Annotated in this window: 14 protein-coding genes; all 14 read right to left on the bottom strand. The window is 34.3% G+C overall.

Features of this window, described 5'->3' with window-relative positions:
* Positions 1–285: 285 nt before the first annotated feature.
* Positions 286–1,755 (bottom strand): DUF389 domain-containing protein, encoded by a 1,470-nt coding sequence (locus tag VOI54_RS07530; RefSeq protein ID WP_326282116.1) that lies wholly within the window; start codon positions 1,753–1,755, stop codon positions 286–288.
* Between the two features lie 92 nt (positions 1,756–1,847).
* Positions 1,848–2,918: a mannose-1-phosphate guanylyltransferase gene (locus tag VOI54_RS07525; RefSeq protein WP_326282115.1), complete on the bottom strand. Its 1,071-nt coding sequence runs from the start codon at positions 2,916–2,918 to the stop codon at positions 1,848–1,850.
* Between the two features lie 13 nt (positions 2,919–2,931).
* Positions 2,932–3,528 carry a SprT-like domain-containing protein gene (locus tag VOI54_RS07520; protein WP_326283143.1) on the bottom strand — a complete coding sequence of 199 codons (597 nt, stop codon included), beginning with the start codon at positions 3,526–3,528 and terminating at the stop codon, positions 2,932–2,934.
* Positions 3,529–3,557: 29 nt separating this feature from the next.
* On the bottom strand, positions 3,558–4,193 hold the full coding sequence (locus VOI54_RS07515; protein WP_326282114.1) for an HAD family hydrolase: 636 nt from the start codon (positions 4,191–4,193) through the stop codon (positions 3,558–3,560).
* A gap of 115 nt (positions 4,194–4,308) precedes the next feature.
* Positions 4,309–6,336: an OmpA family protein gene (locus tag VOI54_RS07510; protein ID WP_326282113.1), complete on the bottom strand. Its 2,028-nt coding sequence runs from the start codon at positions 6,334–6,336 to the stop codon at positions 4,309–4,311.
* A gap of 2 nt (positions 6,337–6,338) precedes the next feature.
* Positions 6,339–7,250, bottom strand: a complete 912-nt coding sequence (locus tag VOI54_RS07505) for a PorP/SprF family type IX secretion system membrane protein (protein ID WP_326282112.1) — start codon at positions 7,248–7,250, stop codon at positions 6,339–6,341.
* A gap of 12 nt (positions 7,251–7,262) precedes the next feature.
* Positions 7,263–10,001: a T9SS type B sorting domain-containing protein gene (locus VOI54_RS07500; RefSeq protein ID WP_326282111.1), complete on the bottom strand. Its 2,739-nt coding sequence runs from the start codon at positions 9,999–10,001 to the stop codon at positions 7,263–7,265.
* Between the two features lie 159 nt (positions 10,002–10,160).
* Entirely contained in the window at positions 10,161–10,844 is a 684-nt protein-coding gene (locus VOI54_RS07495; RefSeq protein ID WP_326282110.1) for an SDR family NAD(P)-dependent oxidoreductase, read from the bottom strand.
* Positions 10,837–11,841, bottom strand: a complete 1,005-nt coding sequence (locus tag VOI54_RS07490) for a M28 family metallopeptidase (protein WP_326282109.1) — start codon at positions 11,839–11,841, stop codon at positions 10,837–10,839. Before VOI54_RS07490 ends, VOI54_RS07495 begins: the two co-directional genes overlap by 8 nt.
* 76 nt (positions 11,842–11,917) lie before the next feature.
* Complete coding sequence (locus tag VOI54_RS07485; RefSeq protein ID WP_326282108.1) at positions 11,918–12,403, bottom strand: hypothetical protein; 486 nt, start codon at positions 12,401–12,403, stop codon at positions 11,918–11,920.
* A gap of 97 nt (positions 12,404–12,500) precedes the next feature.
* Positions 12,501–14,120 carry a pyruvate dehydrogenase complex dihydrolipoamide acetyltransferase gene (locus tag VOI54_RS07480; RefSeq protein ID WP_326282107.1) on the bottom strand — a complete coding sequence of 540 codons (1,620 nt, stop codon included), beginning with the start codon at positions 14,118–14,120 and terminating at the stop codon, positions 12,501–12,503.
* 3 nt (positions 14,121–14,123) lie between these two features.
* Positions 14,124–15,122 (bottom strand): pyruvate dehydrogenase (acetyl-transferring) E1 component subunit alpha, encoded by a 999-nt coding sequence (gene pdhA / locus VOI54_RS07475; RefSeq protein WP_326282106.1) that lies wholly within the window; start codon positions 15,120–15,122, stop codon positions 14,124–14,126.
* A gap of 186 nt (positions 15,123–15,308) precedes the next feature.
* On the bottom strand, positions 15,309–15,791 hold the full coding sequence (cdd, locus tag VOI54_RS07470; protein ID WP_326282105.1) for a cytidine deaminase: 483 nt from the start codon (positions 15,789–15,791) through the stop codon (positions 15,309–15,311).
* Positions 15,792–15,886: 95 nt separating this feature from the next.
* Positions 15,887–17,080: a type IX secretion system outer membrane channel protein PorV gene (gene porV / locus VOI54_RS07465; RefSeq protein ID WP_326282104.1), complete on the bottom strand. Its 1,194-nt coding sequence runs from the start codon at positions 17,078–17,080 to the stop codon at positions 15,887–15,889.
* Positions 17,081–17,100 lie beyond the last annotated feature (20 nt).

The following is a 17,100-nucleotide window of genomic DNA, read 5'->3' as shown; positions in this document are numbered from 1 at the left end:
TAAATATAAAAGTATAAAACACAAACTAAAATTGTTTAATGTTATTTAACCGTTAAAGTCATGGTTTATCTGTACAAAATTTAGGCCTTAAATATAGAAATACACTTAATGATATATCTTCCAGGGCAAACGTTATCCGTTTTTGGACAAAAAATTACCGGTATCTTCGGGATTTAAACCGGTTATCAGGTCTCCCGCTCTTATTCATTAATGGTTCAAAAGCTTGATAAAAAAGTGCGACTCCCAGGGTATTATTTAGATGTTTTACTGAAAAGGATTCGTTCGTTAATTCAATCGTTTAACGACCAAGGTATCCAAATCAAGTTTGAGTTTTAACCACTTCTCTAGCTTTACCTTATCTTTTTTCCTGGTTTGTTCCTTTGCTAAGGAATCTATCCATTTTATTGAAAATACAGAAATGGTGTCCTTTTTCGTGAAATTTGTACTAATCACATTTGCATAGGAAATTTGCTCAATGGTTTCATAATTAATTTTCACTTCCTGCGTCAGTTCATCAAAAGCCAAATAGTTACTTTCCAGTTTTGCTAATTGACTGACTTTATTCTCAAGATAGTTTATCTTTTGTGTCTGTGACAGGAGATCTAAAGAATCACGAGTACGTAATTCTTCCATATATTTTAAATTCTCTAAATTTTCAGACTTATTTTGATTTATAATTAATTCTGTATAAGGTAAGGCACTATAATCTCTCATCCTGCTTCGTAATAAAGCAATTGCAGGTTCAGGAATTTCATCCAAGCCAAAAGTATTGATTTCTATTACAGAAGTTTCATCATCTATATAAGCATATGATGCGTTATTTTTCATGTATTCTGCATGTGGCAATTCTGTTAATTCTTTTTTGATAAAATTGCGGGCGTCTCTCTTAAAATTACTTTCCTTTAAAACATTTAAAAACGTCCATATTGCAGGTACCATAACTACAATAGCTAATAGTGTTGCCATCCTGGAGATAAAAAGGCGCTTTTTGGAATTCGCATATTTTAGCATTGGAAATCTCAAAAGCTTTAGTACCAAAAACGTAGCAAGTGCTATAAAGATGGTGTTAATGGTAAACAGGTACATGGCTCCTCCAAAATAAATAAAGTTACCCTTGGCTAAACCATATCCTGCTGTACAGAGTGGTGGCATTAAAGCCGTGGCAATAGCAACACCAAAAATTACCGAGGCAATGGTTCCTCTTTTGGTACGAGCTATAATTAAGGCCAAACCACCAAAAAACGCTATTAAGACATCTCGTATATCTGGCCTTACCCTACCTAAGAGTTCTGAAGTATCTTCACTTAAAGGAAATAACCAAAAGAACATAAAAGCCGTTAATAAACTCAGAACAATCATAGTGGCTAAGTTTATTAACGATTTCTTTAAAGTGTCTATATCATTGATAGCTATAGATAGTCCAACGCCCAGAATTGGTCCCATAAGCGGTGAAATTAACATGGCTCCTATAACCACTGCTGTGGAATTAGCATTTAATCCTATGGATGCTACAAAAATGGAGCAAACTAAGATCCAGGCTGTGGCCCCTTTAAATGGGATATCCCCTTTTATAGCCTTAACGGTCTCATCCCTATCAGTATCTTCTCTAAAATCCAGTAACTCCTTTAAAAAATGTTTTACACTTTGAAACAGACCTTGCGCATCCTTCTTTACTGCCTCTTTTGACTCTTCAACATTTTTCGCTTTTTTTACTTCCGAATCGTCTTCTGAAAAATTAAATTTACTCTCTTCCATGTATACTATTTTAGTCAAGATGAGTTCTAATATAAAAATTAAAATTCTGGTTTGACTAATTATCAGTTACTTTTATCCTAATTTATAGCTTATCAGTTCCCATATTTTGCTTTCAGCCTTTGTTGTACTTGCTTTATATCCTGCTCTTTGCTTTTTGGATAGATCAGCAAAACATCATCTTTATCTACAATAATATAATCATTTAAACCATCAATAACCACTAACTTACCTTTATTGGTCCGTATTATGTTTCCTTCTGCATTTTCTGCCAGGCTTTTTGCATTTAAAATGGCGTTGTTATGGCTATCTTTTGCCAACTTATCATATAAACTGCCCCAAGTTCCAAGGTCATTCCAGTCAAACTCAGCAACTATAACAAAAACATTATCAGACTTTTCCATTATCGCATAATCTACCGAAACATTTTCTGCCTTTGGATAGTTTATCTTTATAAAATCATCTTCCAATTCTGTATTATATGCCGGAATTCCTGTTTCAAATAATTTAAAAAGTTCTGGTTTACTGGTTTTAAAAGCTTCTATAACAGTGTTTACGCTCCACATAAAAATACCGGCATTCCATAAAAAATTACCTTGCTCTATAAAACTCCTGGCCGTTTCATAGTCTGGTTTTTCTCTAAACTGATTCACAGGTTTTACCAGTTTAGTTGAAGCCTTATCATATTCAATATAACCATACCCTGTATTAGGAAAGGTAGGCTGAATACCCAAAGTCATTAATGCCTTATTCTTAGAGCAAAACTCAAAAGCCTGTTGCACATTATTTGAAAAAGATTGCTCATCTTCTATCCAATGATCACTTGGTGCCACAAGCATTACCGCATTAGGGTTCTCCTTTTGAATTTTTAAAGAAGCGTATAAAATACATGGCGCCGTATTACGCATAGCCGGTTCCAGCACCACCTGCTTTTTTGTCACTTCAGGCAATTGCTCCAAAACTAAATCATTATAGCGTTCATTAGTTAAAATGAATATATTTTCTTTTGGAATTAACTTTGATAAACGATGAAATGTTTTTTGAATTAGAGTATGTCCCGTTCCAAGCATATCATGAAATTGTTTTGGATAATCTTGAGTACTTACAGGCCAAAACCTTGATCCTACCCCACCAGCCATAAGAATGGCATAATAATTTTTATTCATAATTGCATCTATTTTATTTTAGTAATTCAACTTCTGTATTAGGGTTGAATAAATACATTTTTCCTGTTTTTAGTTCAATACACTCAAAACGCTTTACACGTTTATTTCCCATCATAAATACTTTCCCATTATATAATCTAAATGTACTTCCCAAAGGAATATCAAAAATATAAGTTTTATCGTTGGGTTGGTCAAATTGTTTTAAAGCTAATGCTAAATTAACATCAGTATCACTACTGGCTTTGGGATTTTTAAAATGATTACCTAAAAGAGATAATAATTCAACCGGAAATATTTCGGGGTTTAAAAACGGTAGCATTAAATGTTGAAATGTTCGCTTCCACTCTAAGCCGTGTGGTTTTATAAACCTTCCATAGTGCTGGTACGCTTCAAAATGCGCAATTTCATGTATTAGTGTTATTAGAAAACGATATTTATTTAAATTTGAATTAATGGTTATTTGATGCTTCCCGTTTGGCAGGCTCCTGTAATCACCATGGCGGGTCTTACGTTCTTGCTTAACTTTAATTGAAAGGTTATCATGGTTTAACAATTTTAAAACCTGTTTGATGGCCTGATTTGGAATATACTTTTCAAGGATATTTTGCATAGGTGTAAAAGTAATAGAATTCATGAATTCTATAACATGCCTGGCAACTTTGACATTGTTTTGAATGTTTTAGTTGCTTTATCTTTTAATTCATTTTTATAATCGTGTTCTGTATACCCAAATACATCAAAGCCTCCCTCCTTAGCGGCCTTCACCCCAGAAATGCTATCTTCTATTACAAGACATTCTTCAGGTTTATATCCCATAGTTTTGGCAGCCCATAAAAACACATCCGGTTCCGGCTTCCATTTTTGGATGGCATAACAGCTAAAAATCTTATTCTCAAAATATGGTAAAAGCCCGGTAATTTCAAGATTGAGTCTAATTTTATTTTCCGGCCCGCTAGAGGCTACGCAAAATGGAACTTTTAAATTTTCAACAACACCTTTTATACCTTTGATAGGTTGAATTTCCTCCTTAAAAGCTTTAAATGTATTTGTTCTATAATCCTTTTCAAAAGTTTCGGGTAATGGCTTTCCAATTAATTTGGATATTAAATCCATACAGTAATTAAGAGCTTTACCTTTTAGACTAATAATAGAATCTTCTAAAATCATATTGGCTCCCAAATTATTGGCCATATCTACCAAAGTACTAATAGCAATAGTTTCGCTATCAATTAGAACACCATCGCAATCAAAAATAATACACTTGTATTTACTCATAAATTATCTTTTTAGAGCAAAATGTCTACATATCTGAATAAACCTATATAAAAAGATCAAAAACATATTCCTTTTGCCTACAAAAGTAATTAATAAAAGTGTTTTGCATGCTATTCTAATACTCTACAATCTCAAACTCACTACGCCTGTTTAATTGGTGCTCCTCATCTGTACAATCTAACATAGGGCATGGTACAATGGGCTGTAACTCACCAAAACCTTGAAACTTCATTCTTCTAGCATTAATAAATCCCTCTAATGCTAAATAGTTTCTAGTAGATTCTGCTCTTCTTTCTGATAAAATTTTATTATAACGTACGGTACCCCTGCTATCTGTATGTGAACTTATTTTTAAATGGATATTAGGGTAACGTTCTAATTTAGCTGCCAAAGCATCCAATATTTTTTTTGAATCAGCTCTAATATTCCACATGTCAAAATCAAAATAAATAGGCTCTAATTCAAAAAACAGTTTACCATTTTTTTCAACTATTGGAGGGCCTTCTAGATCTGTTAACATTTCAAAACGTTTTGGGTCTTCTTCCTTCAAGTTTTTATCAATATTCTTTTCAGCAATCACAGTAGCAACCGGATCAACTACAACTGGAGGTGGAGGCGGTATCTTTCTTAAATATAAAACATGCTTTTGATCCTGCTCTTCAACTACTTTCACATTTAAATCTTTTGAATAGTAAGCTTCATTTTCTGCTTTAAGCCTATAAGTACCAGCCAATAAATTCATGTTAAAAGCTGCCAATGAATCTAAGGTATTAGAATAAAGTTCATCTTTTTTATTAAACAAAACAACCTTTGTATTTGGAATAAATGCCTTAGTTTCATAATCTCTTACCTCAAACGTATTAATGTATTCCCTTAAAAAGATTTCTCCTGTTTGCGTAAATTGAAAAACATTATCGCTTCTTTTATTTCTATTGGAAGAAAAGAATCCTTTGTTTTTATTATAATAATTTAAATTAAAATCATCATATCTTGAATTTATAGGCACTCCTAAATTTATAGGCTTACTAAAACTACCATCAACAAGTTCTGATACAAAATTATCTAACATCCCTAAACCTAAATGACCATTGGATGCAAAAAATAAATTTCCTTTTTTAGAAATAAAGGGGAAATGTTCCCTGTTTTCTGTATTAATTGTATTTCCCATGTTAATGGGTTCTCCGGTTTCGCCGTCAACAGCTAAAGTCACATAATACAAATCAAAACTACCATAACCGCCTTCCATATCTGAAGAAAAATAAAGCTTTTTTTCATCAGGACTCAAAGCCGGATGTTGATAAGAGTATCCATTTTTATTAAATGGTAATTTTTCTAAAGGGCTCCATTTACCATCAACCCTTGTTGTTTTATATAAATGAATATTGTTTCCTGATTGGTCATTAAACTCTTTCTTTCCATTAGTAAAATTGCTTCTGGAAACATATAAGGTATTGCCATCTTTACTAAAACAAAAATTACCTTCATGTAATTTTGAATTAATACTTTTTGGCAATGATATTACCGGACCAATAGTATCATTTATATCATTAACTTTTACGGCATAAATGTCCAAAAAAGGCTGATGTGTCCATTTATAAGTTTTTTCTAATAATCGTTTGGTGTTTCTATCCGAAACAAAAAAAACGCTATCCCCATATTTTACTGCCCCAAAATCTGAAGCATCAGAATTAAATCGGGCCTTTTCTATTTGATAGTCCGGGTTTTTTAATTTGAACGTTTCAATAATCTCAATAGACTCGGACGTATTTACGGCCATTGATAAATTTTCCTTATAACGCTTAAAATATTCCAAGCTACTTTCATAATCTCCTAAAGCAGATAATACTTGATATAGTTTAAAATTATACTGATTATCATAAGTCTTATCTTTTTCACCAAACCTTCCTTTAACTAACTGCTTTAAGTACAGGGATGCTTTTTTGTATTGAAAGGTGTTATAGTAACAAACGGCTATATTTTCTACAATTTTTTTATGACGCCCTTTTTTTAATTCTTCCTCATAATATTTAGCCGCATTTATATAATCTCCCTTTTCAAAAAAACGATCTCCTCTGGTCTTTTGTCCAAAAGACATTTGTAACATAAACAAGGCCATTATAATAAAGAAGATTTGTTTTGTCATAATTAATAGAATCTTGGAGATGAATAGTTTTTATTTAATCCCAACAGATCAAATTTATAAAGTAAAATAAACTCATGACTGCCATTATTAAATGTTTTTAATTTACTGGTATTAAAATCATAGGCATAACCTAATTTTAAATTTGACGTGATATTAAACCCTGCCAAACCTGATATGGCATCCTGATATCTATAAGAAATTCCTAATTCAAATTTTTCCAGATATAGTACATTAGTTGACACATCAAAAGATAAAGGTACTCCGCCAACATACTTTAAAACAGTAGATGGTTTTACCTTAAATTTATCATTAATATCAAAGACATAGCCTCCTATTAAAAACACATGAGGTTTTTCATTATACAATATTTCACTATTAATATTTAGATTACTGGGTATTAGGTTTGGTGATGACAGCCCCACATAATAATTGTCTTTGAATAAAAATACACCAGCCCCAACATTAAACACTGTTTTATTGGTATTTCCAAACAATGGATCTGAGGCTACATTACTTCCAATAGCGCTAAAATTTAAATGATCAATTCCAAGTTTTAGCCCAAATGACACATTAAGCCTATTATTTAGGCTTATTTTATAAGCTGCATCAATGTTAAACATATTTTCACTTATGTTAATGTTTCCGCCTATATTATCATTGAGGTAATTTACGCTTAGTTCTATTTTATCATTTAAGGGAATATGGGCAAAAGCATTGGCTGTTTTTGGAGCGCCTTCAATACCAACCCATTGTGTTCTATATAAACTACCAACTTGCACAACTCCAGGTTCGTTAATCACATAACCGGGATTTACCATACTCATATTATACATGTATTGTGTATACTGAGTTTCTTGCTGAGCACAAACAGATAAACCACATAAAATAAGAACTATAAATATTTTGACTTTCATTATATAATCTTGTTATCTGCTTAAATAAAAATTTCCCTGAAGTGATTTTGTTACGCCGTCTCGGGGATCAAAAACATAAAAGTATATGCCTGATGGCAGCTTTTTTCCAAGCGTTAATGAAACGTTAGAATCACCTTTAAAAAGTGGCGTGTTTTTATTTCCTTTATAAACAACAACACCATACCTATTAAAGATACTGATCTCAAAGTTTGGAAATGTAATAGGTAAACCGCATAAATCAAATTCATCATTTTCATTATCACCATTTGCTGAAACACCGTCTTTAAAACAACTGTTACAATCCACATGGTCTGCCGGTAAGATAGTCACTGCCATTGAAACTCTTGGTGATTCACAATTATTATGATTTAAAGCTGAAACGTAATAATCTTCTCCATCAATCAGTTTGGTTCCATGCGACAATGGTATGGTTGACGTTGCCGTATCGTACCAGTTAAAATCTACTCCACCCATAGCTACCAGGTCATTAATGATTGCTCCGTCAATTGCACAAAATGTTTGATTAGTTGTAGTTGGTACATCAACCTCTTCAATGGTTATGGAAAGTACTGATGTTGACAAAGCGCAAGAGGTATGTCCTTGTATTTCATATTGAAAATTATAGGTTCCCTGGCTTAATTGAGAAACTGCCAAACTATTATTTGTAAGAGCTCCTGTAGCATTTAAATCACTAAAAGTTCCTCCAAGATCTGCTGATTGATCTAAATAATCAATCAAATTTATTTGCAAATCTGATTGACATACAGCATAACTACCTCCTACTCCTGCATTAGGACTTTGGTGCAATGTAACGGTTAGTGTAGCTTGATTTCCTGAACACATAGTAGTTCCACTGGCATTAATATTATCAGGAACAGTATAGGTATACACTCCTGCTTCTGATGTCATCGGATCAAAAACAACATTTGCTTCCAAAGAACTAAATCCGTTTGGCCCTGACCATATACCATTTGTATTTGGTGTACCTGTTAATTGACTAATCAAACTAAAAGGTGAACTATTATCACAAACATCAATAGTATTACTTGTTCCTGATTGATAGGCTTCAAACACAGTAAACGTTAAGTTTGCTCTATCCAGGCAACCGCTTGATGTTATTGTAGTGTAGGTGAAATCAAAATACTGCTGATCATTTATAGTTGGAATGGAATAAGCTATTGGGTTAGCAATAATCATTCCTGTATTAGAATCTGTCCATGCGCCCATCGGGCCATTATAAACTGGTCCATCAACACCATTGGTAGTCAATAATGAGAATAAATCCAAGGGTGCAGCAACTACAGGGTCTGTCTCACAAAATTGCAACCCTAAAGTATCTTCTCCTGCGTACAAATTTGTATTAATATTAACAATAATGTTAGCCGATTGCCCCCTACAGGCAGAAGTTCCTCCGCTCAAGCAATTATTGCATGAACTGGAGACCGTATATCTAAATACATAAGAGCCTGCATCTGCTCTTGTTAAATTAGTAAGATCAATTATTCCAGAGTCTACGGCCACCCTAATATCATTATCATTTGGGCCTGAAACAAAACTCCAATCTGTACAGCTTATATTTTCCGGATAATCATATAACTCTCCGTTTTCCGTAGTAAATGTTATTTGATTATATAAATTAATTCCCGCAGGTTGAGTTCCATCTAAACAAATATCTAAAGGTTGACTTTGTTGAAATGGTTTAATTGGTTCGTAGAACCGAAATATGACTTCTGATTCTCTATCTGAACAGTCTGTTAGTGTAGACCTTGCTTCTACCTTATATTTATACTTAAATTCCCTACAACCATATTTAGGTGTGTTTAATTTTAAGTAATCAAAAACTTCTCTCAAGTTAATGGTAGAATCTAAAGGTCCGGATATTTGATTTGTTACATCACCTGATGCAGACCATGTACCTTCTATATCTTCACCAGCCAAAAACCTATCATCTCTTAGATCAATATCTCCGTCCCATAATCCGTCCAGAACATCAGTTTCACAAATTTCAAAAGTCGAAGGAGACCCCGAAAAAACATCCCTTATAACTTCTACTTTAAAGTTTGAAACTTTTTGAGGACTACATGGCAGAATACCCGGAACTGTATAAGTAAACTCAAAAACATCAAATTCTATTAAATCACCTCCCGGAACATAGGGTATTTTTGCTTCAAAGGTTCCATCTTGTGATAGGCTAATAAAGTTTGACGGATCACCTAAATTACCAATAAATGTCCATATCCCATTTTCATGAGGTGATGGTTGTGATTCAAACACCTGAAATAAATCAAAACTTGACAATACGGCTTCGCAAACAGTAATATTGGCATCATTCACTCCAACCGGAGGCAAAGGCTTCCCTTCAAAAGGCCCTAAAATTAAATTAACTGTTAATACTACACCATTAGGACAGGATGAGCTTGTATCAATAAACTGAAACTCATAATCATTTACACTTCTTGACGCATTATCTAAATCCCACAAATATAAATCTCCTGTAGCTTCATCTAGAGCAAAATTAAAATTGGGATCATACCATGTACCTGAAGACAATGAAATTGGAGCAATTGTTCCCGGAAGCGCATTATACTCATCGTATAAATTAATTATTCCGTCAAAGATTCCATCTCCATCTTTATCAATGGTAGTCATGTCACAAACCGTAATAGTATCTACTATATTACATTGGGCTTGAACGTTAAAAAAAGAAAAAAATACTAAAACTAAATAAACTATAAACTGATTGGTCTTCAAGAGGGATATAGATTAAATTAAATGCAAGATAATTATTACGATTTCATGAAGAAAATAGAATTACCAAAATTTAATTCCCAACTATAAAAAAAGCTCAAAACTCTTGACATAAACCACACATAAGCAACCAATTACGCGCTTAATAAGATTCATTCTATTTTAAGGTGTAGAGTTTGAAACCTGAAGTAACTTCCCGTTATAGTATGTGTTTCCATGAAGTGAAAAATCAAGAATATACTGTGCCATTTCTATAGCTGATGTAGGTGCCTGGTACCCTGGAAAAGCTTCTTCCAACATCTCAGTCTGTACAGCTCCCAAAGCTAATACATTAAATGAAATCCCTGAGTCTTTATATTCTTCTGCCAATAATTCCGTTAAGGTTATAACAGCTGCTTTACTAGAACTGTAAGCTGCTAAACCGGGGAACTTCATGCTTCCTTGTACACCTCCCATAGAACTTATGGTAACCACATGGCTTTTATTTTTCATAAATGGCAGAACCACCCGTGTTAATTCTGACACACCATACACATTGGTTTTATACACTTGTTCAAAATCCTGTATTGAAGTTTCAGAAAACGGTTTATTCAAAAGAGCACCTGCGTTATTAATCAAAACATCTACCTGTGTCCAGTTTTTATTTATAAAATCTTCCACCATTTTATAGGCTTCATGATTACTCAGGTCAAACGAAAAGCAAGCAACATTTGCCAGTTTTAAATCTTGAATGGGGTGTTCATTACGTGAAAGTGCCAGAACATTATGCCCTGCTTTTGAAAATAATTGTACCAGCTCAAAACCAATGCCTCTGCTTGTACCTGTTATAATTATGTTTTTACTCATTATTCATTTTAATTTCCCTTGTTGAAGCATTAATCATTCCTTCTAAAGCGGGAATCATTTTATTTATAAAGTTGGTCATATGATTAAAATCCATTTTATCTGCCTCGTCATCTACATGATGGTAGTAGTCAAAATTGGTAAAATCAAAAGTTGAAATAGCTTGGGCTGGCATTTTAAACGCCTGATAAAATGGATAGTTATCTGAACGCTTAAACAAATTATAAGCCTTTGCCTGCGGTAAAAACCCTACCACATCATTACCGGCATACGCATTTAGTTTTTCTGCCATATTTGATAATTTATACCCTGTTATATAGGCCATAATCTCGCTTTCTGCTCTTGGGACACCTATCATCTCAAAGTTAATCATGGTGTATAGATCTAATTTTGAATCTTTTAATCGTTTAGCCAGATGCCCGGAACCTTTAAGTCCCATTTCCTCAGCTGAATAGAGTGTAAACAAAACACTTCGCTTATTAGATTTTGATCTGGCAAAATATTTAGCCCATTCCAAAACAGCAACGGTACCGGAGGCGTCATCATTGGCTCCATTAGCTATAGTATCTCCATTAACGGCTTTAGCGGTTCCTATATGATCATAGTGTGCTCCCAAAATTACAAACTCATTTTTTAATTTCGAATCATTCCCCTCTACAAGACCAACCACATTATACCCAACAACATCTTTTACATTAAAAGAATCTCTATAGGTTTTAAAATAAGGTTTTATATTATGCTGTTTGAATAGTTTCTCCATATATACAGCCGCCTTTTCAATACCCTTGCTACCGGTATTCCTTCCTTCAAGCTCATCGGATGCCAAATACTCCAGACTGGATTGTACGTCCTCTAACTTTGCATGTTTTTTTTCTGGTTTTGTGGCTTGAGGTTCTGGTTTAGTAGTGTTTTTCAATTCGGCACTGCCCGAAGTAACGGATTTCTTTGCCCCACAACTTACTATAATGGATAATAATAAAAGGCAGAATATTTTTTTCATAGTGTAGTGTTTAAAGCTTAAAGATAAAAAACCTATTTTATTCTGTGAGAAATAGATGAAATATAAAACAATTGCATTATAAACTATTGAGTTTTTCCAGTTTATTCAATATTAAAGCTCTATAGCTTTCCATATACGGCGGATATTGGGCATTACGAATACGCCATGATTTATGCATGCTTTCTGATTGATATTCTATGTAAAAACCTCCAGAATCCACCTCTAAGCAACCTGTACATTCCAAATAACCATTGGGCTGGTTAAAAATCTCTTTAGGCAAGTTTAACAATGCTTTATAATCCTGGTAGTCCACATCCTTGACCTCTTGAAAGTTTCCTTCAAATACATCGCCTTCAGGGTAGTTATAATCTATATCTTTAAAGATTTTACCGGCTTCAATTTTATATATTTGTCCGCATCCTCCCGAACATTTTGAATCTGCAAACCAACCAAACGTTAGCATTATGTTTTTATCTGTTGGTGTTTCATCACCATCATTACTACAAGCAGCGCAAATAAAGACTAATAGAATACAAACTATATTCTTTTTTACAAATTTCATATTTATAAATTTTAAGTTTTGAAGATAAAAAAACCTGCTTCAAATTGAAACAGGTTTATAATTTATATGAGATTCTTCGCCAAGCTCAGAATAAACATTACACTAACATGGTTACCGGATTTTCAATATATCCCTTTAAGGTTTGCAGGAATTGGGCCCCTGTAGCACCATCAACAGTTCTATGGTCACAAGCTAAGGTTAATTTCATAGTGTTACCCACTACTATCTCGCCTTCTTTAACTACCGGTTTTTGTACAATAGCACCCACCGATAATATAGCTGAATTAGGCTGATTGATAATAGATGTAAAATAGTCTATACCAAACATTCCTAAGTTAGACACCGTAAATGTACTACCGGACATTTCATCCGGTGTTAATTTTTTATTTCTGGCTTTTCCTGCCAGGTCTTTGACTTCGGCTCCTATTTGAGGTAAGGATTGTTCATTTGCAAAACGCACCACCGGAACTACCAATCCGTCCGGAACTGCTACCGCCACACCTATATGCACATGGTTATTCAAACGCATTTTATCATCAAACCACTGTGAATTTACTTGCGGATGTTCTTTTAAGGCTAAAGCACAGGCCTTAACAACCATATCATTAAATGATATTTTAGTATCCGGAATTGAATTAAACTGTTTACGGAAGGCTATAGCATTATCCATATCAAATTCTACAGCCAGATAATAATGCGGTGCAGAAAATTTGGACTTTGTTAATGATCGTGCTATGGCTTTACGCATTTGAGAATTAGGTATATCATCAAAATCCTCTTGCCCTGTTGGTACAAATTTACCTACTGAAGCTGCAGATGTTGCCGGTTCATAATTTTCAATATCACGTTTTACTATACGTCCGTTTTCTCCGGTACCTTGTACTTTAGTTAGGTTTATACCTTTCTCTTCCGCTAATCTTTTTGCTAATGGAGATACATAAACTCTTCCATTTGCTGTAACCGGAGTTGGTGCCGGAGCACTGGTTTTAACTGTGGTATTTGTAGCTGGTGCCGCCTTTGGTGTTTCTTTTTTAACTTCTGCTTTAGGTGCTTCCTCTTTTTGAGCGGGAGCCCCTACCGAAAAATTAGCCGCAACTCCTGAAACATCTGTTCCTGCCGGTCCAATAATAGCCAATAGTTCATCTACTTTGGCAGACTCGCCTTCCTCTAACCCTATTTCTAATAAAGTACCTGATTGGAATGATTCAAATTCCATAGTAGCCTTATCAGTTTCAATCTCTGCCAAGATATCACCTTCTTCAACCGTATCTCCTACCTTTTTTAACCAAGTGGCTACTGTTCCTTCTTCCATGGTATCACTCAAACGTGGCATGGTTACAACTATAACACCTTCGGGTAATTCTGGTGCTTCCGCCTTTGGTGTTGCTTCAGAATTGGTTTCAGCCACTGCTTCAACTTTTTCCTCACTTGAGTCAGCTTCTTGTACTCCTCCACTTAATAATGCAGAAATATCTTCACCTGCTTCACCTATAATTGCTAAAAGCTCATCTACTTTAGTGGTTTCTCCTTCCTGAACACCAATGTGAAGTAAAGTTCCTTCATTGAAAGATTCAAACTCCATAGTGGCTTTATCTGTTTCTATTTCAGCTAAAATATCACCTTCTTCAATCTTATCGCCTACCTTTTTTAACCAAGCCGCAACAGTACCTTCTTCCATGGTATCACTTAAGCGCGGCATATTTACTACTATAGCCATAGTTTATAATTTGTGTTGTATAAATGGATAATCTTCTTGTTCGTAAACCATATCATAAAGCTGTTGTTTCTCCGGATATGGCGATTCGTCTGCAAATTTCTCACATTCTGCAACTTTATCTTTTACACGTTTATCAATGACTTTAATATCATCTTCAGTGGCATATTTCTTTTCCAGAATAACATCTTTAACCTGTGTGATTGGGTCAATTTTTTTATACTCTTCTACTTCGGCTTTTGTTCTATAGTGCTGAGCATCACTCATTGAGTGTCCTCTATATCTGTATGTTTTTAGTTCTAAGAACGTAGGTCCTCCTCCTTTTCTTGCGCGTTGTATAGCTTCATCAAAAGCCTCGGCTACTTTAATAGGATTCATACCATCAACAGGGGCACAAGGCATATCGTAACCTAAACCTAATTTATAGATATCTTCATGATTTGCCGTTCTTTCTACTGAAGTTCCCATTGCATATCCATTATTCTCACAAACAAATATCACCGGTAAATTCCAAAGCATAGCTAGGTTAAAAGTTTCATGTAATGACCCTTGTCTTGCTGCACCATCTCCAAAGCAACATAACGTTACTGCATCGCTTCCATGATACTTATCTCCAAAAGCAATTCCCGCTCCTAATGGAATCTGACCTCCAACAATACCATGGCCTCCGTAAAAACGAAATTCCTTTGAAAAAATATGCATAGAGCCTCCCATACCGTGAGAGGTCCCTGTAGCTTTCCCAAATAATTCAGCCATAACACGCTTAGGATCCACTCCCATACCTATGGGTTGCACGTGATTACGATAAGCTGTAATCATTTTATCTTTTGTCAAATCCATTGCATGTAATGCCCCTGCTAAAACAGCTTCCTGACCGTTATATAAATGAAGAAAACCTCTTACTTTTTGTTGAATATAAACTGCAGCAAGTTTATCCTCAAACTTTCTCCAGAATAACATATCTTCATACCATTTGAGGTAAACCTCTTTTGTGATTTTTTGCATCGAATAATATTGTATTATTAATAAGCGAAATACAAAAGTAATACTTTGCGAGTTATTGGAAAAACCCAATGTGATTAAAGTAGAAAAAATGTGAAAATTGGAACGCTAAATGGATTAGATTATTTTTTTGTCAATTTTAGTATTGAATACTTCAATATCTTAAATAATTTAGTGTATCACACTCATTTAAAGTACTTTTTTATCAAAGGCAAAAGGCAATAAATCTGATAATGATTTAGATTTAGCTATAGCTCCTGTTTCGCCCATAAAATATATTTCAATTGGTGAATTTTGTTTGATTTCGTACTCGGCTATTGCTTGTCTGCAAGCACCACATGGTGGAATAGGCTTAGCTGTTTTATTTTTAGTTGAACTGGCAGAAATAGCCATACTAACTATTGCTACATTTGGAAACTGAGATCCGGCATAATATATAGCTGTTCGCTCTGCACAGAGTCCTGACGGGTAGGATGCGTTTTCCTGATTATTCCCTGTAATTATCTCGTTATTATCTAATAGTATTGCCGCACCAACTAAAAAATTTGAATATGGTGCATAGGCTCTTTTTCTTGCTTCAATGGCATGATTCATTAATGTTAATGCTTCTTTTGGAAGTGCTTCAAAACTATCAAAAACATGCAAAATAGTTTCTATCTTTATTTCTTTCATACCTATGTTTTTAGTAAAGTTAAAAAACTATCAGAAACAAAAAAACTATTGTCAATGACAACAGTTTTTTATGAGATTTATTTAATACTCTTGTTTTAATACTCAATATACTCGCCTTCTCCAATATTAAATGTCAAAGAAAAACGAAGTGTATTTTCTAAAGGACTTTGAACCTTAGACGTAGAGAACAAATATGATAAATCAATATTAACCACATTGGCCTTAAATCCGGCACCAAGAGCTAAAAATTTCCTAGCCCCTTTTTCTTCACTTTCGTTAAAATAGCCGGCTCTAAAAGCAAAAGAGTCCTGATATAAATATTCAGCTCCCAAAGCCCAGGTAATCTCTTTTATTTCTTCACTAAAACCTCCTGGGGCATCACCAAACGACTGAAACATCCCTTTTAAGAACCCTACATCATCTGGCTTTCCTTTATATATCACATCTTCCTGCACTGTATTACCATCTTCATCAACTTCTGTTCCTAAAATTGGAGGTGTAGGCACCAGTAATTTGGTAAATTCAGTGGTTACAGCAATTTTGTTATAATCGTCAAATATAAAATCAAAACCACCTCCTAATCGTAGATTTGTAGGTTGAAAACTATCTAATCCACCATCATCATATTTAAACTTAGGCCCTATATTTTGAATAGCAAACCCAACTCTCCAACGTCCATTAAAATCAGCATACGCTTGTTCTTCTCCTTGGTAATACCCTGAAATATCTACCCCAAATGTACCCGCTGCCGAAGCATCACCTGGAAGCTCCTGTAATCGCAAATCTGATCTCCAGTAGCGCATTCCTACAGCCATTCCAAATTGATCTGAAAGCCTTAACACATACGATGCATCAAGTGAAAACTCATTAGGTCTCTGTATTCTAGGTGTATCATCCGGCCCATCTACAAATTCAATATCCCCTAAAGAAAAATATCTCAAACTTACTGCAAAAGCACTACGTTGATCAAGCCTATTATAATAGGTTATATTTCCTAAAAAAATATCATTTACCAATTTACTTAAATAAGGAGTATAACTTACCCCTATACCTAATTTTGCTTCTGAAAACACATACTTTGATGCATTCCATTGTTGTGAAAAAGCATCAACAGATGTCGCCACTCCCATATCTGCCATACTAGCAGCACGTGCATCCGAAGCTATCGCTAAAAAGGGGACTCCAGTTGTAACTATTCTTAAGTCATTAGGGTTTGGAACAATTGTATTTTGAGCTTCAGTATTAGGAATAAAAGCTAAGGCTAATAATAGCAGGGTTAGATTCTTCATGAAGTAATTTTTAATTAACA

The organism is Alterotamlana spongicola, assembly GCF_035818475.1.
GTDB lineage: Bacteria > Bacteroidota > Bacteroidia > Flavobacteriales > Flavobacteriaceae > Cognatitamlana.
Note: the sequence above shows the minus strand (reverse complement) of the source record. Positions and strands in the feature narration are given on the sequence as shown.